Origin of the sequence: Citrobacter sp. R56, assembly GCF_016811995.1 — a bacterium.
In the GTDB taxonomy this organism is placed as follows: domain Bacteria; phylum Pseudomonadota; class Gammaproteobacteria; order Enterobacterales; family Enterobacteriaceae; genus Citrobacter_D; species Citrobacter_D enshiensis.
Genome location: NZ_CP069159.1, coordinates 1,988,335 through 2,009,796, shown reverse-complemented (window position 1 = coordinate 2,009,796; position 21,462 = coordinate 1,988,335). Strand labels below are relative to the sequence as shown.

Genomic DNA, 21,462 nt, shown 5'->3' with positions numbered 1-21,462 from the left:
TTTGATCAACAAAAACTAAGATTACTTAGCTTTGTTTAACGTTGGAGCAGCAATGGAAACAGTTGGTCAGCGGATAAAATCCCTCAGAAGAATCACAAAAACCTCCCAGAAAGAGCTCGGGAAGTTTTGTGGTGTCAGCGATGTTGCTGTCGGGTATTGGGAAAAAGATGTGAATGTACCTGGTGGAGAAGCGTTGTCAAAACTGGCCAGGTTCTTCAATACCTCCATCGATTACATTCTTTATGGAACTGAATTCGAAGGAAATCTCATTACAAAAATGCGCAGAATCCCTGTCCTTTCATGGGTTCAGGCCGGTCTGTTTACTGAATCAAAACCCGCCGACATCCTGACCGATGCAGAAAGGTGGGTCGAGACGTCGCTTAGAATTGGAGATAGTTCGTTTGCTCTGGATGTTAAAGGCGACTCCATGACAAACCCTAATGGCCTGCCAACCATTCCAGAAGGGGCCACAGTCATTGTTGATCCTGATGCTGAGCCCATGCACGGTAAGATTGTCGTGGCCAGAATTGATGGTACGAACGAAGCAACCGTAAAAAAACTTGTTATCGACGGCCCGCAGAAATTTCTAGTCCCTCTAAATCCTCGTTACCCCAACATCCCTATTAACGGGAACTGCCTGATCATCGGTGTCGTTAAAGGCGTTCAGTACGAACTCTAAGTAACCTATCTTCCATTCCCCCACACCAAGCTAAGTTTAGCTTGGTGTTTTCACTTGACCATAAAACTAAGTTAAGTTAGATTTTATTCATCAATAGCGGAGAGGCAGGACGCCCACTAAGTAGCCGGCGGTGGCGTATGAATGACCGGATGATTCGCTAACAGGTATCTTCGGGAGGGGTTACGGGCTGGAGTGACTACCAGCATCGACAGCTCTATCCGACGAAACGGAACCGTCTAACCCGCGGTTGTCGGTGAAAAGTACCGTAGGGATGCCAGCTAGTCACTGGCCCCCGCCCGAAGATTCCTACCACCGCGCCTGATGTGGTTAAAAGCAGGCCAAAGCAATAAGTAGTACATCCCTGTTCTGGCGGCCCGGTGTTTTCCCGTTTGTCCGGTCACCGCCAGCCTTTTTCAGGGCACAACATGCAAGCGCACTCCTTCACTTACCAGTTATGGGTGACAGGTGTGAAATAGGCGGAGTGCGCTTCCAGTTGTGGTAATTGCGGCTCAGCGCTCGTGACGTGGCCATCACATTCAACCTTAAAAATGAATGCGTTCCTGATAAGTGTACGTCGCCAGTCCCGGCCAGGCTGGCAGGTGGAGGCACCACCGCCACAACTTCGAGTATGGAGAAAACCAACAGGCGATTGCAGTCGCCCGTTGCACTAAGTGCCTCTTGATGGGGTATTTACTGAAACGAAACCTTAATTTTTAGTCGCCTTTTGGCGAGGGATTTGTGCAACCAAAATCTGCGCGGTGCAGCGCGCCAATATGGAGAAAGCTATGAGCTACATTCAGACATTATCTGGCAAACACTTTAATTACCTCGATATCCAACAGGACAATATAGTGATCGAGGATATCGCTACAGCGCTGTCTCATATCTGCCGCTTTGCTGGGCATCTTCCTGAGTTTTACAGCGTCGGCCAGCATAGTGTTTTAACCAGCCACCTCGTGCCACAGGAATTTGCCTTAGAAGCACTGCTGCACGATGCCGCCGAAGCCTACCTGCAGGATATTCCCTCACCGCTTAAGCGTCTGCTGCCGGATTACCAGGCCATCGAAGCACGAGTGGACGCAGCGATTCGCCAAAAATTCGGGTTACCGGCTGAGCAACACCCAACCGTGAAATATGCCGATCTGGTAATGCTCGCCAGCGAACGCCGAGATTTTGAGATTGACGAAGGTTCTGTGTGGCCCTGCCTCGAGGGCGTAATACCTACGGATCTATTCATCATCAACCCTGTCCGCCCTGGCCAGTCCTACGGCATGTTCATCAACCGGTTTAGCGAGCTAGCAGGGAGCCAGTCATGAGCCACCTGAAAGTGAATGAACTTGTGGCAGCCGCACATGTGGCTGCGCCAGACCTTCCACCAGCAGCAGCCGAATTAATGCAAAGCCTGGCAGCACGGCTTGATGTCACTTTTAGCGCGTTGAAAGAGGCAATGGATCAGCGCGGTAAATTGGCTACGGATAGTGCGGCGCTGAAATGTTTTATCCACAGCGATTGCTATGTTGCGCATATTGAAACAGAAACATTCTACGAATCGGAGTGTACACGCTACGTCAGCGCTGACGGGTTCGAACCAGAAACGCCAGCCACCGACGCTTTCCTGGCTGAAGTGCGGGCTCAGGGTGTGGAGAGCGCTGGAGAATACCTGAAACAGTATGCCCAGGGATTGCATGAAGAAGCCCGATTAGTTCTGCAGGATGCCAGTGAGCTTTGTAATGGCTTCGCCGCACAGCTTCGCCAGGAGGCCAAATGAGCATCAACACCAAAGCGCTGAATTACGACCCTGCCGATCCTGACAAGATGCGTTTACCGGCTGGTGTGACATGTGGTAATTGCCATCACATTCGCCGCTGCAAAGCTATGTTTGGTCACACTGAGTCAGACACCTATTGCGACTGGTCACCATCCCGATTTATCGCTAAAAAACCCGAAGGGGAGGCAGCCCAATGACACTCAACAAACAGGCGCTGCTAATCGAAAACGGTCAACTGGTCGCCGATACGCTCCGGCACTTAGCCGATAACGAAATTGACTCAGATTATTTTGCTATCACCTCAACGAATGAAAACGGAACCGAGATTGAGCATGAACTGGTTATCACCGATTACGCGTTACAGGCTGCCGGAACGGTAGACGAATTGGTTAGGGCGCTGGAAGCCGCAGAGAAGCGCATAGCAGAACTGGAGGCGAGGACCGTTACTCTCCCAAAAGAGTTAAACAGTTACGGCGGTGTGAAAATTTATCGTCCGAGTGACGTTATCGAAGCACTCCGCGCCGCTGGCATCAAAATCAAAGGAGAGTGAGATGGCTAAGTCACCGATGAAATTCATGCTTCGGGCGTGGAACAAAGAGCTGAAAAATCCAGGGTGGGGAATGGGAAACCGGAAGCACCGCAAAGCCTGCGCCCGTGATTGGGCTGGGGCCAGCATTGAAATCGATGCTGATATTCACGATCAGGCTGAGGCTGATGACCGCTTGGCAGAAGAACTCACTGACTGGAATGACTAACCAATGACAACTATTACCATGACATTCACCAAAGAACAGCTTGTTGCATCAGCGCATTCCCGCATTGAGTTTGCAGAGATGATGCTGACTGGCGAGTTAGAACCTCTCAAAGAGCGCACGTGGTCAATTGAGTTGGAGCTAGCGCGTATCGCGATGGCATCGCTGGAGGCTGATAGTAACATCAACAACCACCCGGCACACTCCCCTCTGACATCCCGTCGTCTTCACCAGATGCGCGACATACTCAGCAAAGCCGCAGCACAACGTGACGGTGGAGATATTGGCTATGCGATGTCTGACGCGGTGAAGCTGATTAATGAGGTGATTTTAGCCAGAAATTCTGAGCCCGTTGCATGGATGCACGTTAACAGTGTTGGCGAACGTGCAATTTCATACGGCAATCCTAGTAATGGCGGTTGGGATATTTCAGGCTGGGACTCTGAGCCTTTATACAAATCCGCGCTACATGGTTTGCTTACTATCACCAATACTGATATTTGATTTTACATCCCGGGTGCAGCCGGGCTAGTGGAGAGACTAATGTCGCGAATGATCCCCCTACTTGACTGGGCAAAGGAAGAGTTTGGTGAGCTCGCACCAAGTGAACGAGTTCTAAAAGGGTACGCAAAAGGCAAAATGATGGTTCCACCAGCCATAAAAGTAGGTCGGTGCTGGATGGTCGATCGTAATGCTCGCTTTGTTGGTGCGCTTGCGGAACCGAAACTTCCCGTGAATGCCAGCCCAAGACTACAACGGATTATTGCTGATGGCTGCTAGACCGCGTTCTCACAAGATTTCTATCCCAAACTTGTACTGTAAGCTGGATAAACGCACCGGCAAGGTTTACTGGCAATATAAACACCCCATTTCAGGTCGTTTTCACAGCCTTGGAACTGATGAATCCGAGGCTAAGCAAGTTGCCACAGAAGCAAACACAATTATTGCCGAGCAGCGAACCAGGCAGATCCTAAGTGTGAATGATCGTCTGGCGAGGATGAAAGGCAGACGTACCGATATAACGGTAACTGAGTGGCTCGATAAATACATGGACATTCAGGAGGAAAGACTGAAAAACAACGAACTTAAACCTAATTCCTATCGTCAAAAAGGTAAGCCTGTTCGTTTATTCAGAGAACATTGCGGTCTGCAACATCTGAAGGATATTTCAGCACTCGATATTGCCGAAATAACCGATGCAGTAAAAGCAGAGGGACACAATCGCATGGCTCAAGTTGTCAGAATGGTGTTCATTGATATTTTTAAAGAGGCGCAACATGCCGGACACGTTGCCCCTGGATACAACCCTGCACAAGCCACAAAGCAACCGAGAAATAGAATAACGAGGCAGCGCCTTTCTTTTGATGAATGGAGTGTTATTTATAAGACGGCAGAGCAGCAACAGCCTTATCTTCAGTGCGGTATGTTATTAGCCATAATTACTGGTCAGCGTCTGGGTGATATATGCAATATGAAGTTCGCCGATGTATGGGATGAAATGTTGCATATTGAACAGGAAAAAACAGGCTCTCGTCTGGCTATTCCGTTAGATCTTAAATGCGATGTGCTGGGACTTACGCTCAGAGATGTCATCTCAAAATGCCGGGATGCTGTCGTCAGTAAATACCTTGTTCATTTCAGGCATACCACATCCCAGGCAAATAGAGGTGATCGGGTATCGAGCAGCAGCCTGACATCCACCTTCAAAAAAGCCAGAGACAAAAGTGGCTTAGAGTGGAAAAACGGTACTCCCCCAACCTTCCACGAACAACGTTCATTATCCGAACGCCTGTATCGTGAACAAGGGCTGGATACTCAGAAGTTACTGGGACATAAATCCAAAAAAATGACCGATAAATATAATGATGATCGAGGAAAAGACTGGGTCATTGTTGGGATGAAAACGGGGTAAAAACGAGGGTATTTTGGGGAAGAGTTTTGGGGAAAGTTTTGGGGAAGAATTTTCAATGGCATAAAAAAACGGGAACCAACCGGCTCCCGTTCTCACACAACCCAGAAACTGGATTACATGTTTTCGATGATCGCGTCACCAAACTCTGAACATTTCAGCAGTTTAGCGCCGTCCATCAGACGTTCGAAGTCATAGGTAACGGTCTTCGCGGCGATCGCGCCTTCCATACCTTTAACAATTAAATCAGCGGCTTCGAACCACTGCATGTGGCGCAACATCATTTCGGCAGACAGAATAATTGAACCCGGGTTCACTTTATCCTGGCCTGCATACTTCGGTGCCGTACCGTGGGTAGCTTCAAACAGTGCACATTCGTCACCGATGTTTGCGCCCGGCGCGATACCAATACCGCCCACTTGAGCTGCCAGCGCATCGGAGATGTAGTCACCGTTCAGGTTCATACACGCGATAACGTCGTACTCAGCCGGACGCAACAGGATCTGCTGCAGGAACGCATCGGCGATCACGTCTTTAACCACGATCTCTTTGCCGGTGTTCGGGTTCTTGATTTTAACCCACGGGCCGCCATCGATCAGTTCGCCACCGAACTCTTCACGCGCTAACTGGTAACCCCAGTCTTTGAACGCGCCTTCGGTGAACTTCATGATGTTGCCTTTGTGCACCAGGGTCACAGAATCGCGATCGTTAGTGATTGCATATTCAATCGCCGCACGCACCAGACGTTTAGTCCCTTCTTCGGAGCACGGTTTGATACCAATGCCACAATGTTCCGGGAAGCGAATTTTCTTCACGCCCATCTCTTCACGCAGGAATTTAATCACTTTCTCTGCATCAGCAGAGTCTGCTTTCCATTCGATACCCGCGTAGATGTCTTCAGAGTTTTCACGGAAGATGACCATGTCGGTCAGTTCAGGATGTTTAACCGGGCTTGGGGTGCCCTGATAATAACGAACCGGACGCAGACAGACGTACAGGTCAAGTTCCTGACGCAGTGCAACGTTCAGAGAGCGAATACCGCCACCGACTGGGGTCGTCAGGGGACCTTTAATGGCGACGCGGTAATCACGAATCAGATCCAGGGTTTCAGTCGGCAGCCAGACGTCCTGACCGTATACCTGAGTGGATTTCTCACCGGTGTAGATTTCCATCCAGGAGATTTTACGCTCGCCTTTATAGGCTTTCTCGACTGCAGCATTCACAACTTTGATCATCGGAGGGGTTACATCAACACCGATGCCGTCGCCTTCAATGAATGGGATAATCGGATTGTGCGGCACGTTCAGTTTGCCGTTTTGCAGGGTGATCTTTTTGCCTTCAGCCGGAACAACTACTTTACTTTCCATTCACCTCTCCTTCGAGCGCTTCTGGTTTGCTCGTCTGTCATCACGCTGCATGTGCAATTGCGTCCTGCTACACGGATGCGTTAGAGCAATTTTTTGTTAATGTTTTGTAATGAGCGTGTCAATACTACCCTATTGTTTGTCGCCATGAAAGACACTCGTTATTAGGCTATAATGCGTCAATTGATAAGGCCTGAAAATACCATGCAAAAAACATCTTTTAGAAATCACCGCCTTGAGCGATTCAGCTCACGACAAACCACCAGGCAGCGCAAAGAAAACCAGCCAAAACGCGTGGTTTTGTTCAATAAACCTTACGATGTTTTGCCGCAATTTACCGATGAAGCGGGCCGCAGCACGTTGAAAGATTTTATTCCCGTGCAGGGTGTCTATGCCGCAGGCCGTCTCGACAGGGACAGCGAAGGGCTTTTAGTGCTCACTAACGACGGCGCATTGCAGGCACGACTCACGCAGCCAGGCAAACGCACCGGCAAAATATATTATGTGCAGGTTGAAGGGGAACCCGGCAGTGAAGCGCTGAATGCCCTGCGTCACGGCATTACGCTGAATGATGGCCCCACTCTACCCGCAGGCGTGGATATGGTGGCTGAACCGGAATGGCTATGGCCAAGAAACCCGCCGATTCGCGAACGCAAAAATATTCCTACCACGTGGCTTAAAATCACGTTATATGAAGGCCGTAATCGCCAGGTTCGCCGAATGACCGCCCATGTCGGGCATCCGACGCTGCGGCTGATCCGCTACGCTATGGGCGACTATACGCTCGATGGACTGGCGAACGGCGAGTGGCGGGAACATCTGTCGTCACACAGTGTCTGACGAAGCACATTAACCGACATCATCAGGGATGAAGAATTATGGGTAGCCGTGTTATCGCCGCGTTAGTGTTATCCGTTGTATCGCCATTTTGCGTTGCAAAGCAGGACTGTGACGTTATTGCGGGCGACAGCGCAGGCGCGGCGGAATATCTTTATGAAACCGCCGAGGTGAAAACGAACTCTCGCCTGCATTTCTATTCTGCGCCACATTCGGAATGCCGACTCCCCGCCCATTTGATCAACGGCGACACGGTGGAAGTCCTGAGAAGCCAGCAAATCAAGCAATCGAAAGATGCCCCCATCCAGACGTTTCGCTACATCCGTTATCGTGATGCTAAAGGCTTGTTTGCAACCGGATGGGTCACCGCTGAAGGTCTGGCTCCCGTGGCGAATCCCTTGCCTGTAAACGAAACCTGTCAACAGTGGGCGAATAACGCAATGCCCGGGCGGGTCCGGCACGCACCGACCACGAATAACCATTACCAGGTTCAGGGGAGTGGGCGCGCCTCTTTTTATACGATGCCGGATGAGCAGTGTCGCAATGCCTCCCTATTCCTGATCCCAGACGACGTTGTTTCCGCCCAAGAACAATCAGAAGATGATTTTCTTGAGGTCGTGTATTACACCGCCGATCGCCGCGCCGTTCGCGGCTGGTTAAAGAAATCGCAGTTGCAGCCTGTAAACAACGGTGATCGTTATCGCGATGATATCAATCCGTTATCTACGGATAAGGCGACACGCATTGCCACACTCAATTTGCGTCACGACTATCAATGTGTCTTTTATGAGAGCTGGAACGCGAAAAAGGCCATTGAGTTTATCGTGCGCGAAGACCATCAGGCCGCGTTGTGCCGTGGGGGCGCCGATCCCGCAACCTCTCCGCCAACGGCCTACATTAGTATCGATAAGACCAGCGGCGAGATTAGCTGGCCGGATGTCGCTGAAGGATTTAAAGAAGAATAAGAGGTAACCGATGTTTAAACCGCACGTCACCGTCGCCTGCATTGTGCATGCAGAAGGAAAATTTTTAGTCGTTGAGGAAACCATCAACGGCAAAGCGCTGTGGAACCAGCCCGCCGGGCATCTGGAAGCGGATGAGACATTAGCCGAGGCCGTCGCGCGTGAACTGTGGGAAGAGACCGGCATCAGCGCGCAGCCTCAGCACTTTATTCGTATGCACCAGTGGATTGCCCCTGATAAAACGCCGTTCTTACGTTTTCTGTTTTGCATTGAGCTTGCCAATATGTGCGATACCGAACCCCATGACAGCGATATAGATTGCTGCCGCTGGGTGAGTGCACAAGAGATACTCAATGCGCCAAACCTGCGTTCTCCGCTGGTTGCCGAGAGTGTGCGCTGTTACCAGAGCGGGCAACGTTATCCCCTCGCGATGATCGGTGAATTTAACTGGCCGTTTACAGAGGGTGTCAAGTAAATGGCTGCGTGATAGAATATGCCGCCTTGAAGTTCAATGTCGTGAGTATTCCAATGTCTGAAAGCCCAAAAAAAGTGATCGTCGGCATGTCCGGCGGTGTCGATTCCTCCGTTTCTGCCTGGCTGTTGCTGCAACAGGGTTATCAGGTAGAAGGCCTGTTCATGAAGAACTGGGAAGAGGACGACGGTGAGGAATATTGCACAGCGGCCGCCGATCTTGCGGATGCTCAGGCCGTCTGCGATAAGCTCGGCATTGAACTGCATACCGTAAACTTTGCTGCAGAATACTGGGACAACGTTTTCGAACTCTTCCTCGAAGAGTACAAAGCCGGTCGTACGCCGAACCCGGATATTCTGTGCAATAAAGAAATCAAATTTAAAGCCTTCCTCGAATTTGCCGCTGAAGATTTAGGTGCCGATTACATCGCCACCGGTCACTACGTGCGCCGTGCCGATGTAGACGGCAAAAGTCGCCTGCTTCGTGGCCTTGATGGCAATAAAGACCAGAGCTATTTCCTCTATACGCTCGGCCATGAGCAGATCGCGCAAAGTCTGTTCCCTGTAGGTGAACTTGAGAAACCGCAGGTACGCAAAATTGCCGAAGATCTGGGGCTCATCACCGCGAAGAAAAAAGATTCCACCGGTATTTGTTTTATCGGTGAACGTAAATTCCGTGAATTCTTAGGCCGTTACCTCCCGGCACAACCCGGCAAAATTGTCACTGTTGACGGCGATGAGATCGGGCAGCATCAGGGGTTGATGTACCACACCCTTGGCCAGCGCAAAGGTCTGGGGATTGGCGGAACCAAAGAAGGTTCTGAAGATCCGTGGTATGTCGTAGACAAAGATGTTGAGAACAACATTCTGGTTGTTGCTCAGGGTCATGAACACCCGCGTCTGATGTCTGTCGGGTTGATCGCGCAACAATTGCACTGGGTTGATCGCGAGCCGTTCAGCGGAACCCTGCGCTGCACGGTGAAAACCCGTTACCGTCAAACCGACATCCCTTGCACGGTTAACGCTCTGGACGACGATCGCATTGAAGTTGTCTTCGATGAGCCGGTTGCAGCCGTTACGCCGGGTCAGTCAGCGGTCTTTTACATGGGTGAAGTGTGTCTCGGCGGCGGTATTATCGAGCAGCGCCTGCCCCTGCCGGTATAATTATTCTCTTAGACTGATACAAGGAAGCAGTGATCGTGGCAAAGAATTTTTATGACATCACCCTCGCGCTGGCCGGTATTTGCCAGTCGGCACGCCTGGTGCAAGAACTGGCGCACCAGGGACACTGTGATGCCGATGCGCTACACGTTTCACTGAACAGCGTCATCGATATGAACCCCAGCTCTACGCTGGGCGTGTTCGGTGGCAGCGAGGCCAATCTGCGCCTCGGACTGGAGACCCTGCTCGGCGTGCTCAACGCCAGCAGCCGTCAGGGCTTAAACGCAGAGCTCACCCGCTACACCCTGAGCCTGATGGTGCTGGAGCGCAAACTGGCGGCAGCAAAAGGGGCGATGGATACGCTGGGCGAGCGAATCAACGGTTTACAGCGCCAGCTTGACCATTTTGATTTGCAGTCGGAAACGCTGATGAGCGCCATGGCGGGCATCTATGTTGACGTCATTAGCCCACTGGGGCCGCGCATTCAGGTGACCGGTTCTCCTGCTGTTCTGCAAAGTCCTCAGGTTCAGGCAAAAGTTCGCGCCTCTCTCCTTGCAGGTATCCGTGCGGCCGTGCTCTGGCATCAGGTTGGCGGAGGCCGTCTGCAATTAATGTTTTCTCGCAATCGTCTGACCACTCAGGCCAAACAAATTCTTGCTCATTTAACCCCGGAGTTATGATTTATGGAATTATCCTCACTGACCGCCGTTTCCCCTGTCGATGGACGCTACGGCGATAAAGTCAGCGCGCTGCGCGGGATTTTCAGCGAATACGGTTTGCTGAAATTCCGTGTACAAGTTGAAGTACGCTGGCTGCAAAAACTGGCCGCGCACGCAGCGATCAAGGAAGTTCCTGCTTTTGCTGCCGACGCAAACGGTTTCCTTGATACTATCGTGGCAAACTTCAATGAAGAAGATGCTTCACGTATCAAAACCATTGAGCGCACGACAAACCACGACGTGAAGGCAGTAGAGTATTTCCTGAAAGAAAAAGTGGCCGGAAACCCGGAACTGCATGCGGTTTCTGAATTCATCCACTTCGCCTGCACCTCCGAAGACATCAACAACCTGTCTCACGCATTGATGCTGAAAACCGCCCGTGATGAAGTGATCCTTCCGTACTGGCGTCAACTGATTGATGGCATTAAAGATCTGGCCGTACAGTATCGCGATATTCCGCTGCTGTCGCGCACCCACGGCCAACCCGCCACGCCATCAACCATCGGTAAAGAGATGGCTAACGTGGCGTACCGTATGGAGCGCCAGTTCCGCCAGTTAAATCAGGTAGAAATTCTCGGTAAAATCAACGGCGCGGTCGGCAACTATAACGCCCACATCGCTGCGTACCCGGAAGTTGACTGGCACCAGTTCAGCGAAGAGTTCGTCACCTCGCTGGGCATCCAGTGGAACCCGTACACCACGCAGATCGAGCCGCATGATTACATCGCCGAGCTGTTTGATTGCATTGCCCGTTTTAACACCATTCTGATCGACTTTGACCGTGATGTCTGGGGTTACGTTGCCCTCAATCACTTCAAACAGAAAACCATCGCCGGTGAAATTGGTTCCTCTACCATGCCGCACAAAGTTAACCCGATTGACTTTGAAAACTCCGAAGGCAACCTGGGCCTGTCTAACGCGGTACTGCAACATCTGGCGAGCAAACTGCCGGTATCCCGCTGGCAGCGTGACCTGACAGACTCTACCGTACTGCGTAACCTGGGTGTCGGTATCGGCTATGCGCTGATCGCCTACCAGTCCACCCTGAAAGGCGTGAGCAAACTGGAAGTGAACCGCGATCGTCTGCTGGACGAACTGGATCACAACTGGGAAGTGCTGGCGGAGCCGATCCAGACCGTCATGCGTCGTTACGGCATTGAAAAACCGTATGAGAAGCTGAAAGAGCTGACCCGCGGTAAGCGCGTCGATGCCGAAGGCATGAAGCAGTTTATCGACGGTCTGGCACTGCCGGAAGAAGAGAAAGTTCGCCTGAAAGCCATGACCCCGGCCAACTACATTGGTCGCGCCATCACCATGGTTGACGAGCTGAAGTAAATACCTTGCCCGGTGGCGCTGACGCTTACCGGGCCTACGATCGTGTAGGCCTGATAAGGTGTTCGCGCCGCCATCCAACACGTCCCTCCCCTCCGGTTTAGTCAATGTTTATCCCCACAACAACATAATCGCGTTAAACTATTCATACCATTTACTTAGGGAGAAAAGAGAATGCGCGTACTGGTTGTTGAGGATAATGCATTGTTACGCCACCACCTGAAGGTTCAACTGCAGGATTTAGGACACCAGGTGGATGACGCAGAAGACGCAAAGGAAGCCGATTATTACCTTAACGAACATCTGCCTGATATTGCGATTGTCGATTTAGGTCTCCCGGATGAAGATGGTCTGTCCCTTATCCGCCGCTGGCGTAGCAACGAGGTTTCTCTGCCCGTCCTCGTATTAACCGCGCGTGAAGGCTGGCAGGACAAAGTCGAAGTGCTCAGTGCCGGGGCCGACGACTACGTGACAAAACCGTTTCATATTGAAGAGGTGATGGCACGTATGCAGGCGTTGATGCGCCGCAACAGTGGCCTGGCCTCCCAGGTGATTTCACTGCCACCTTTTCAGGTCGATCTCTCCCGCCGCGAACTGTCGGTCAATGACGAAGTGATTAAGCTGACGGCGTTTGAGTACACCATTATGGAAACGCTGATCCGCAATAATGGCAAAGTCGTCAGTAAAGATTCGTTGATGTTGCAGCTTTACCCGGATGCCGAACTCCGTGAAAGCCATACTATTGATGTACTTATGGGGCGCCTGCGCAAAAAAATCCAGGCCCAGTACCCTAACGACGTGATCACTACCGTGCGTGGTCAGGGATATCTTTTCGAACTGCGCTAATGAATAAATTACTGCGTCACTTTTTTCCCCTGTCGCTGCGGGTCCGCTTTTTACTGGCGACGGCGGGCGTTGTGCTGGTCCTTTCCCTGGCTTACGGCATGGTGGCGCTGATCGGTTACAGCGTTAGCTTCGATAAGACAACGTTCCGCCTGCTGCGCGGGGAAAGCAATCTGTTCTATACCCTCGCAAAATGGGAAAACAACAAGCTTCAGGTAGAACTCCCTGAGCATCTCGATATGCAAAGCCCAACGATGTCATTGATTTATGACGAGAACGGCAAATTGTTATGGGCGCAGCGTGATGTGCCCTGGCTGGTCAAACAGGTTCACCCTGACTGGCTGAAAACCAATGGCTTTCACGAAATTGAAGCCGATGTCGACGCCACCAGCGCATTGCTGAGTGACGATCACTCCGTCCAGCAGCAGCTTAAAGAAGTGCGCGAAGATGACGACGATGCCGAAATGACCCACTCTGTGGCCGTGAATATTTACCCCGCCACCGCGCGCATGCCGCAACTCACTATCGTCGTTGTTGATACTATCCCCATCGAGCTGAAACGCTCTTATATGGTGTGGAGTTGGTTTATCTATGTGCTGGCCGCCAACCTGCTGTTGGTGATCCCCCTGCTGTGGGTCGCCGCCTGGTGGAGTCTGCGGCCTATTGAGGCGCTGGCGCGAGAAGTGCGTGAGCTGGAAGAGCATCATCGCGACATGCTTAACCCTGAAACCACACGCGAACTGACCAGCCTTGTGCGTAACCTCAACCGACTGCTAAAAAGCGAGCGCGAACGTTACGACAAATATCGCACGACCCTGACCGACCTCACGCACAGCCTGAAAACCCCACTGGCGGTGCTGCAAAGTACACTGCGTTCCCTGCGCAGCGAAAAGATGAGCGTCAACGAAGCCGAACCGGTGATGCTCGAACAAATTAGCCGTATTTCGCAGCAGATCGGCTATTACCTGCACCGCGCCAGCATGCGCGGCAGCGGTGTTTTGCTGAGCCGCGAACTGCATCCTGTCGCGCCGCTTCTGGATAATCTGACCTCTGCGCTGAATAAGGTCTACCAGCGTAAAGGGGTCAATATCAGTCTCGATATCTCGCCAGAAATCAGTTTTGTCGGTGAGCAAAACGACTTTGTCGAAGTGATGGGCAACGTGCTGGATAATGCCTGTAAATACTGCCTTGAGTTTGTCGAAATCTCCGCCCGCCAGACCGACGATCATCTGCATATTTTGGTTGAGGATGACGGACCGGGGATCCCGCACAGTAAGCGCGCGCTGGTCTTTGATCGTGGCCAGCGTGTTGATACCCTGCGACCCGGGCAAGGCGTCGGACTGGCGGTGGCACGTGAGATTACCGAGCAGTATGACGGGCAAATTATCGCCAACGACAGCTTGCTGGGTGGCGCACGCATGGAGGTTATTTTCGGTCGACAGCATCCGGGCCAGAAAGACGAATAACGCGGCATGTAATATTTGTGTATATAGTTCACCGCATCGGGTTACGCATCCGTTATAATCGGTGTCAGATACCAGCCTGCGGATACTCAATATGGAATACCAATTAACTCTCAACTGGCCCGAGTTTCTCGAACGCCACTGGCAAAAACGTCCGGTGGTGTTGAAGCGTGGGTTCACCAACTTTATTGATCCGCTCTCTCCTGACGAACTGGCAGGACTGGCAATGGAAAGTGAAGTCGACAGCCGTCTTGTCAGTCATCAGGATGGCAAATGGCAGGTGAGCCACGGTCCCTTCGAAAGCTACGACCATCTCGGTGAGAACAACTGGTCACTGCTGGTGCAGGCCGTGAACCACTGGCATGAACCGACTGCCGCGCTGATGCGCCCTTTCCGCGCGTTGCCTGACTGGCGTATCGACGACCTGATGATCTCGTTTTCCGTTCCCGGCGGCGGCGTAGGCCCCCATCTGGATCAGTATGATGTCTTTATTATTCAGGGAACGGGCCGTCGTCGCTGGCGGGTGGGCGAAAAGCTGCAGTTGAAGCAGCATTGCCCGCATCCCGACCTGTTACAGGTTGATCCTTTCGACGCCATTATTGATGAAGAGCTGGAGCCTGGCGATATTCTGTATATTCCACCGGGATTCCCACACGAGGGTTATGCGCTGGAAAATGCCATGAACTACTCCGTCGGGTTCCGCGCGCCCAATACTCGCGAGCTGATCAGCGGTTTTGCCGATTATGTTCTGCAGCGCGAACTGGGCAGCACGTATTACAGCGACCCCGATATGCCGCCTCGCGATCATCCTGCCGACATCCTGCCGCAGGAAATGGATAAATTGCGTGAAATGATGCTCGGGTTAATCAATCAGCCGGAACATTTCAAACAGTGGTTTGGTGAGTTTATTTCTCAGTCTCGTCACGAACTGGACATCGCGCCGCCAGAGCCGCCCTATCAGCCCGATGAGATTTATGACGCCCTGAAGCAAGGCGATGTGCTGGTTCGTCTTGGTGGGTTGCGTGTACTGCGCATTGGTGACGATATATACGCAAACGGTGAAAAGATCGACTCTCCGCACCGTCCGGCACTGGAAGCGCTCGCCAGCCATATCGTGCTGACCGCCGAAAACTTTGAGGACGCGCTGGACGATCCGTCGTTCCTTGCGATGCTGGCCGCGCTGGTCAACAGCGGGTACTGGTTCTTCGAAGGATAAGTTATTACGGTAGATGCCGGATAGTGGCTTACACCTTATCCGGCATCTACCGATACCCATTACTTTTGCTTTGCCGTCAGTTCTGCAATACGCACAATCACCTGTACCGCTTTTTCCATCCCTTCCAGCGTCACAAATTCATGCTTGCCATGATAGTTGTAACCCCCGGTGAAAAGGTTCGGACACGGTAATCCCATAAACGACAGCTGCGCCCCGTCGGTACCGCCGCGAATCGGTTTCATTACTGGCTCAATGTCACAATCACGCATTGCCTGCTGAGCGATATTCAGAATGTGTGGATGCTCAACAACCTTTTCATGCATGTTGTAGTAGCTGTCTTCAATCACCAGCTCAATGTAGCAGTCCGGATGCAGCCCTTTGCCGACCTTCTTGGCAATATCCATGATTTTACGCTTACGCGCTTCAAACTGCTTGCGGTCAAAATCGCGAATAATGTAGTGCATATCGGCCCGATCGACGGTGCCTTTCATGCTGGCAAGATGGTAGAAGCCTTCGTAACCGTCTGTGGTTTCAGGGCTTTCATCCGCCGGAACTTCCGCATGAATTCGCGCAGCCAGCGACAGCGCATTCACCATCACCCCTTTTGCGGTGCCCGGATGCACATTGTTACCCACGATTTTGATATTGACGGAGGCGGCGTTGAAGTTCTCAAACTCCAGCTCGCCAACGCCGCCGCCATCAACGGTGTAAGCCCATTGCGCATTAAAGGCGGCAACATCGAAGTGTTTCGCCCCTTTGCCAACCTCTTCATCTGGCGTAAAGGCGACGCGAATATCGCCGTGCGGAATCGCTTTGTGTTTCAGTACCGCCAGCGCGGTCATGATTTCTGCCACACCCGCTTTGTCATCCGCGCCGAGCAGCGTTTTACCGTCAGTGGTGATCAGCGTTTGCCCCAGCAATTGATGCAAAACCGGGAACATCACCGGCGATAGCACTTCATCACCAATGCCCAACGCAATATCGCCACCGCGATAGTTTTCCACAATTTGCGGATTCACGTTTTTACCACTGAAATCCGGTGAGGTATCCACATGGGAAATAAAACCGATGGCAGGAATATCACCAGGGACATTGGCTGGCAACGTCGCCATCACGGTCCCTTTGTCACTTAACGTAACGTCAACCAGCCCCATCTCTTCGAGCTGTTGTTTGAGTAACTGTAATAGCTTCCACTGTCCCTCGGTGCTGGGAACTTGTCGTACACCCGGCTTTGACTGGGTATCCAACGACACATAGTGCAAAAAACGCTCAAGTAGTTTATCCATGCAGTCACCCTCACTTTTTGTGACAACATTATCAATAAGCAAGAAAAGACAAATATTGCGTCAGGTCACTTTTATCCCCTAAACGAGAATATTTCGATCCGTAGCCCTTCCTGAATATAAAGCTAACCCCGCAATTCGCAACAAGGATTGGCGATTTCAGTGGTTTGCCGTAGAATAACCGCCCTCATTAAGAGTCACCAAGGTGGTCAACCACAAACCCCGCATCGGTCAGCCATCCGTTGCGTCTACATGGGACAGAGTAAAAAATTGAATAAACAACCGCGTTCGCTTTCACCGCTGGTGCAATTGGCGGGAATTCGCAAAAGTTTTGATGGCAAAGAGGTCATTTCTAACCTGAATTTGACCATTAATAATGGTGAATTTCTCACGCTGCTTGGCCCCTCTGGCTGCGGTAAAACAACCGTTCTACGCCTGATTGCCGGTCTGGAAAATGTGGACTCCGGCCATATCATGCTGGATAACCAGGACATCACCGATGTTCCGGCAGAAAACCGTTATGTGAATACGGTATTCCAAAGTTATGCGCTATTCCCTCACATGACGGTGTTTGAAAATGTGGCTTTCGGGTTACGCATGCAAAAAACCCCCGCCGCCGAAATCACGCCCCGCGTTACCGACGCACTGCGCATGGTGCAACTCGAAGAATTTGCCCAGCGTAAACCCCATCAACTCTCCGGCGGACAACAACAACGCGTGGCGATCGCCCGTGCCGTGGTGAACAAACCGCGCTTGCTTCTGCTGGACGAATCGCTGTCAGCGCTGGATTACAAGTTGCGCAAGCAGATGCAGAACGAACTGAAAGCGTTGCAGCGTAAACTCGGCATCACTTTTGTGTTCGTTACCCACGATCAAGAAGAAGCGTTGACCATGTCTGACCGTATCGTGGTGATGCGCGACGGCGTTATTGAACAGGACGGCACCCCGCGCGAGATCTACGAAGAACCGAAAAACCTCTTCGTGGCCGGTTTCATCGGCGAGATCAATATGTTTAACGCCACCGTGATCGAGCGTCTTGACGAGCAACGCGTTCGTGCGAATGTGGAAGGTCGTGAATGCAACATTTACGTCAATTTTGCGGTTGTCCCAGGGCAAATGTTACATGTCTTGCTGCGCCCGGAAGACCTGCGCGTTGATGAAATCAATGACGACAACCACATTGAAGGCCTTATTGGTTACGTTCGCGAGCGCAACTACAAAGGGATGACGCTGGAATCGGTCGTCGAGCTGGAAAACGGCAAAATGGTAATGGTGAGCGAATTCTTCAATGAAGACGATCCCGATTTTGATCACTCGCTCGACCAAAAAATGGCCATCAATTGGGTAGAAAGCTGGGAGGTCGTACTGGCTGATGAAGAACACGAGTAAGTTCCAGAATGTGGTGATTGTCACCATCGTCGGTTGGCTTGTGTTGTTTGTCTTTTTGCCCAACCTGATGATCATTGGTACCAGTTTTTTGACCCGCGATGACGCTAATTTCGTCAAAATGGTCTTTACGCTGGATAACTACGCGCGTCTGCTCGATCCGCTCTATTTTGAGGTGCTGCTGCACTCGCTCAATATGGCGTTGATTGCCACCCTCGCCTGTCTGGTTCTCGGTTATCCATTCGCCTGGTTTCTGGCAAAATTGCCGGAAAAAGTTCGTCCGCTATTGCTGTTCTTGCTGATCGTCCCGTTCTGGACTAACTCACTGATCCGCATCTACGGGCTGAAAATTTTTCTTAGCACCAAAGGCTATCTCAACGAGTTCCTGCTCTGGCTGGGCGTTATCGATACGCCGATTCGCATCATGTTTACCCCCAGCGCCGTCATTATTGGTCTGGTCTATATCCTGTTGCCGTTTATGGTGATGCCGCTCTACTCCAGCATTGAAAAGCTGGATAAGCCGCTGTTAGAAGCGGCGCGTGATTTGGGTGCCAACAAGTTGCAGACCTTTATCCGCATTATCCTTCCACTGACCATGCCGGGGATTATCGCGGGCTGTCTGCTGGTGATGTTACCCGCGATGGGACTGTTCTATGTCTCAGACCTGATGGGGGGCGCCAAAAACCTGCTGATTGGTAACGTCATTAAGGTGCAGTTTCTGAACATTCGCGACTGGCCGTTTGGCGCCGCCACCAGCATTACGCTGACCATTGTGATGGGGCTGATGCTGCTGGTTTACTGGCGTGCATCGCGTCTGCTGAACAGAAAAGCAAGCGAACTCAGCGATTAAACCGCCACGTTCATTGCATTGATGATGGCAAAAACCGGCACCGTAAGGTCGCCGGTTTTTTTATTGTTCACTCGCCTTCTATTTCCACACTGACTTGCCGTTCACTATTTTATCTATCTCACAGGTTTCATCTGAAAGTTTTAAGCAATACGATACACAGTCGCTGGATAATACCTCTTTCGACATAAGACAATTCCCAGATAATTATTAAAACCGCCTCTCAATTAATTAACAGTAAAAATTAACTGCTGCATACCAAAAACCAATATCCTTAAAACAAGCCGATAACACAATAACTGTCATGGGAATAATGACGTGGTAAAACAAGAATTTAAAAAAACATATAATGCTATATTTATTTGTTGAACAACCGACAACTTTAATAGAATAATCTCATCAGACCACTCATAAAGCTATCTTTGCATAGGGATGCAAGTACAACCACTGCGTAAAAAACACAGGAAGGAGATAGTTTTCTGAGTCATATAACCTGAGAGTAAAATAATGAATAAAGTATCAATGTTGTTAGCCATCGGTAGTTTGTCGGTCTTGTTATCCGGGTGTGTTATTGCACCGCCACAAGGCCACGATGCATATGCCAAAAACCTTGAACAGCAAGGCTGTACGCAGGTAGAAGATGCCAATGGAACCTGTGGTAATAACCCGCAGCGCCACCACAAACATCACCATCAGGATAAAAACATGATTACCCGCGATGGCATCACACTACCTGCATGCGCAGACATTCCCGATGCAAGCCAGGCCGATAATGGTTCCCGCTGCTGGTATTAATAGCGTTAAACGAGGTTCACCCTCTCACAGGAAATAAAATACTGAGCTTGCAGGAAAAACCCCTGCCTGCATTATCCTTTTATCTCCTTGCCAGTCAGCGTGTTATTTGTGTAAGTCGTATGTAATAAAAATCCCGGCATAATATTTTGCTGAGCGATACAAATATTAGCACTGCCGAAAACGAATAACTCTGATGTTATTTTTATTTTGGCAGGTAAAAAATTGAGAGTTAAAAATATGAAAAGTAAAAATATTACAGCAGCACTCATTATGGTGTTCGGCGGACTCTATTTTCATAGTGCTTTTGCTATCAGTGAGTCTTATCGGGCACAGCTGGAAAGTTCGGGTTGTACACAGGTTAGTGAAACAAACGGAACATGCAACCCTCATCATTCTAAGCAACAGAATGCCGCACAAGCGAACCGCCACCACCAGGCAGACCCTGACGCCGCGGCTGACATCGCCCGTACAATTGATCGCCACATTGCCGGAAAGTATCAGGGGGAAGCGGTCGATTATATGGAGTCCCAGGGATGGCAATCGCAAAACGAAGAACGCACCCAGTGGCGCAAATCCGGCTTTACCGCCAAATTTGATATGAACCAGAGTAACGGGATGGTGATGGGGGTCATCGTACAGTAATCCTCCATCCGGCTGTATTGGTGGGCAAAACGTATAACGCCCGTCATTAAATCAGCCATTTTTTCCCGATAGCCAGGAAAATTGTTGTAAAATGCGCGGCCTCATGTGATGGCCGCGTTTTTTTGCGCGCTATTTAATCAACGAGTTTTGGAGATATTTTGGAGATAAAGGAAAAATTGAATAATTTCAATACTCTGAAACTGTCCCTTCTGCAACGCAAGGAGGTGGATCTCGAATGATCGGTAGACTGCTTCGCGGTGGTTTTATGACCACCATTTATGCTTATCTGTATATTCCAATCATCATCTTGATTGTGAACTCCTTTAACAGCTCGCGCTTTGGCATCAACTGGCAAGGGTTTACCACTAACTGGTACAGCTTATTGCTCAACAATGACAGTCTGCTCCAGGCTGCACAGCATTCACTCACGATGGCCGTTGTCTCGGCAACCTTTGCCACGCTCATTGGTTCGCTCACCGCCGTCGCACTGTATCGCTACCGCTTTCGCGGCAAACCTTTCGTCAGCGGCATGCTGTTTGTCGTCATGATGTCACCGGACATCGTCATGGCCATCTCCCTGCTGGTGCTGTTTATGCTGCTTGGCATTCAACTGGGGTTCTGGTCGCTGCTCTTTTCCCACATCACGTTCTGTCTGCCATTTGTCGTCGTGACCGTCTATTCACGTCTGAAAGGCTTTGATGTACGGATGCTGGAAGCCGCAAAAGATCTGGGCGCCAGCGAAGTCACTATTCTGCGCAAGATCATTTTACCGTTGGCCATGCCCGCTGTGGCGGCGGGTTGGTTACTGAGTTTTACCTTGTCGATGGATGACGTAGTGGTGTCGTCATTTGTCACCGGACCTGGCTATGAAATTTTACCGTTGAAGATCTATTCGATGGTGAAAGTGGGCGTATCACCCGAGGTGAATGCGCTGGCAACAATATTGTTAGTACTGTCGCTGGTGATGGTTATTGCCAGCCAGCTTATTGCTCGTGATAAAACGAAGGGCCGTTAAGGCTCGTAATTCAGGGGA

At 50.9% G+C, this 21,462-nt stretch carries 24 protein-coding genes and 1 pseudogene; 23 read left to right on the top strand and 2 right to left on the bottom strand.

The window, feature by feature from the left end; all coding sequences use genetic code 11:
- Positions 1–52 precede the first annotated feature (52 nt).
- The 9 genes and pseudogenes from JM656_RS09630 (at position 53) to JM656_RS09590 (ending at position 5,111) form a co-directional block, all read left to right on the top strand.
- Positions 53–679: a LexA family transcriptional regulator gene (locus tag JM656_RS09630; RefSeq protein ID WP_203360953.1), complete on the top strand. Its 627-nt coding sequence runs from the start codon at positions 53–55 to the stop codon at positions 677–679.
- Positions 680–1,464: 785 nt separating this feature from the next.
- Positions 1,465–1,995 (top strand): HD family hydrolase, encoded by a 531-nt coding sequence (locus tag JM656_RS09625; RefSeq protein WP_203360952.1) that lies wholly within the window; start codon positions 1,465–1,467, stop codon positions 1,993–1,995.
- Positions 1,992–2,447 (top strand): hypothetical protein, encoded by a 456-nt coding sequence (locus tag JM656_RS09620; RefSeq protein WP_203361357.1) that lies wholly within the window; start codon positions 1,992–1,994, stop codon positions 2,445–2,447. The genes JM656_RS09625 and JM656_RS09620 overlap by 4 nt, the downstream gene beginning before the upstream one ends.
- The gene (locus JM656_RS09615) at positions 2,444–2,644 is read left to right on the top strand and encodes a hypothetical protein (protein WP_203360951.1); all 201 of its coding nucleotides are present in this window, start codon (positions 2,444–2,446) and stop codon (positions 2,642–2,644) included. The genes JM656_RS09620 and JM656_RS09615 overlap by 4 nt, the downstream gene beginning before the upstream one ends.
- Positions 2,645–2,661: 17 nt before the next feature.
- Positions 2,662–2,997, top strand: a pseudogene (locus tag JM656_RS09610) (ead/Ea22-like family protein); the annotation flags it as partial.
- Between the two features lies 1 nt (position 2,998).
- Complete coding sequence (locus JM656_RS09605; RefSeq protein WP_203360950.1) at positions 2,999–3,202, top strand: hypothetical protein; 204 nt, start codon at positions 2,999–3,001, stop codon at positions 3,200–3,202.
- 3 nt (positions 3,203–3,205) lie between these two features.
- Positions 3,206–3,703, top strand: coding sequence for a hypothetical protein (locus JM656_RS09600; protein ID WP_203360949.1), 498 nt, complete (start codon positions 3,206–3,208; stop codon positions 3,701–3,703).
- 39 nt (positions 3,704–3,742) lie between these two features.
- The gene (locus JM656_RS09595; protein ID WP_203360948.1) at positions 3,743–3,979 is read left to right on the top strand and encodes an excisionase; all 237 of its coding nucleotides are present in this window, start codon (positions 3,743–3,745) and stop codon (positions 3,977–3,979) included.
- Entirely contained in the window at positions 3,969–5,111 is a 1,143-nt protein-coding gene (locus JM656_RS09590; RefSeq protein WP_203360947.1) for a phage integrase Arm DNA-binding domain-containing protein, read from the top strand. Before JM656_RS09595 ends, JM656_RS09590 begins: the two co-directional genes overlap by 11 nt.
- Before the next feature lie 113 nt (positions 5,112–5,224).
- Here JM656_RS09590 and icd read toward each other — a convergent pair whose 3' ends face one another.
- The gene (icd, locus tag JM656_RS09585) at positions 5,225–6,475 is read right to left on the bottom strand and encodes an NADP-dependent isocitrate dehydrogenase (RefSeq protein ID WP_192612462.1); all 1,251 of its coding nucleotides are present in this window, start codon (positions 6,473–6,475) and stop codon (positions 5,225–5,227) included.
- A gap of 171 nt (positions 6,476–6,646) precedes the next feature.
- Here icd and rluE point away from each other — a divergent pair, with 171 nt between their 5' ends.
- The 9 genes from rluE (at position 6,647) to roxA (ending at position 15,476) form a co-directional block, all read left to right on the top strand.
- Positions 6,647–7,312: a 23S rRNA pseudouridine(2457) synthase RluE gene (rluE, locus tag JM656_RS09580; protein ID WP_203360946.1), complete on the top strand. Its 666-nt coding sequence runs from the start codon at positions 6,647–6,649 to the stop codon at positions 7,310–7,312.
- A 38-nt stretch (positions 7,313–7,350) separates the two neighbouring features.
- A complete protein-coding gene (locus tag JM656_RS09575) occupies positions 7,351–8,274 on the top strand; it encodes a hypothetical protein (protein WP_203360945.1) in 924 nt (307 codons plus the stop codon).
- A 10-nt stretch (positions 8,275–8,284) separates the two neighbouring features.
- Entirely contained in the window at positions 8,285–8,746 is a 462-nt protein-coding gene (locus tag JM656_RS09570; protein WP_192612465.1) for an NUDIX hydrolase, read from the top strand.
- Between the two features lie 53 nt (positions 8,747–8,799).
- Positions 8,800–9,906, top strand: coding sequence for a tRNA 2-thiouridine(34) synthase MnmA (mnmA, locus tag JM656_RS09565; protein ID WP_203360944.1), 1,107 nt, complete (start codon positions 8,800–8,802; stop codon positions 9,904–9,906).
- A gap of 35 nt (positions 9,907–9,941) precedes the next feature.
- On the top strand, positions 9,942–10,583 hold the full coding sequence (hflD, locus tag JM656_RS09560) for a high frequency lysogenization protein HflD (RefSeq protein WP_192612467.1): 642 nt from the start codon (positions 9,942–9,944) through the stop codon (positions 10,581–10,583).
- Positions 10,584–10,586: 3 nt separating this feature from the next.
- Positions 10,587–11,957 (top strand): adenylosuccinate lyase, encoded by a 1,371-nt coding sequence (gene purB, locus JM656_RS09555; RefSeq protein ID WP_203360943.1) that lies wholly within the window; start codon positions 10,587–10,589, stop codon positions 11,955–11,957.
- A 171-nt stretch (positions 11,958–12,128) separates the two neighbouring features.
- Positions 12,129–12,800, top strand: a complete 672-nt coding sequence (gene phoP, locus JM656_RS09550; RefSeq protein ID WP_192612469.1) for a two-component system response regulator PhoP — start codon at positions 12,129–12,131, stop codon at positions 12,798–12,800.
- Entirely contained in the window at positions 12,800–14,263 is a 1,464-nt protein-coding gene (gene phoQ / locus JM656_RS09545) for a two-component system sensor histidine kinase PhoQ (protein WP_203360942.1), read from the top strand. Before phoP ends, phoQ begins: the two co-directional genes overlap by 1 nt.
- A 91-nt stretch (positions 14,264–14,354) precedes the next feature.
- A complete protein-coding gene (roxA, locus tag JM656_RS09540) occupies positions 14,355–15,476 on the top strand; it encodes a [50S ribosomal protein L16]-arginine 3-hydroxylase (RefSeq protein WP_192612471.1) in 1,122 nt (373 codons plus the stop codon).
- A 59-nt stretch (positions 15,477–15,535) separates the two neighbouring features.
- Here roxA and pepT read toward each other — a convergent pair whose 3' ends face one another.
- A complete protein-coding gene (pepT, locus tag JM656_RS09535) occupies positions 15,536–16,762 on the bottom strand; it encodes a peptidase T (protein ID WP_192612472.1) in 1,227 nt (408 codons plus the stop codon).
- Positions 16,763–17,011: 249 nt separating this feature from the next.
- Here pepT and potA point away from each other — a divergent pair, with 249 nt between their 5' ends.
- The 5 genes from potA (at position 17,012) to potC (ending at position 21,444) form a co-directional block, all read left to right on the top strand.
- Entirely contained in the window at positions 17,012–18,148 is a 1,137-nt protein-coding gene (potA, locus tag JM656_RS09530; RefSeq protein ID WP_203360941.1) for a spermidine/putrescine ABC transporter ATP-binding protein PotA, read from the top strand.
- A complete protein-coding gene (gene potB, locus JM656_RS09525; RefSeq protein ID WP_203360940.1) occupies positions 18,132–18,995 on the top strand; it encodes a spermidine/putrescine ABC transporter permease PotB in 864 nt (287 codons plus the stop codon). The genes potA and potB overlap by 17 nt, the downstream gene beginning before the upstream one ends.
- Before the next feature lie 504 nt (positions 18,996–19,499).
- The gene (locus JM656_RS09520) at positions 19,500–19,787 is read left to right on the top strand and encodes a hypothetical protein (protein WP_203360939.1); all 288 of its coding nucleotides are present in this window, start codon (positions 19,500–19,502) and stop codon (positions 19,785–19,787) included.
- A 237-nt stretch (positions 19,788–20,024) separates the two neighbouring features.
- The gene (locus tag JM656_RS09515) at positions 20,025–20,429 is read left to right on the top strand and encodes a hypothetical protein (protein WP_203360938.1); all 405 of its coding nucleotides are present in this window, start codon (positions 20,025–20,027) and stop codon (positions 20,427–20,429) included.
- A 235-nt stretch (positions 20,430–20,664) separates the two neighbouring features.
- Positions 20,665–21,444: a spermidine/putrescine ABC transporter permease PotC gene (gene potC / locus JM656_RS09510; RefSeq protein ID WP_192612477.1), complete on the top strand. Its 780-nt coding sequence runs from the start codon at positions 20,665–20,667 to the stop codon at positions 21,442–21,444.
- Positions 21,445–21,462 lie beyond the last annotated feature (18 nt).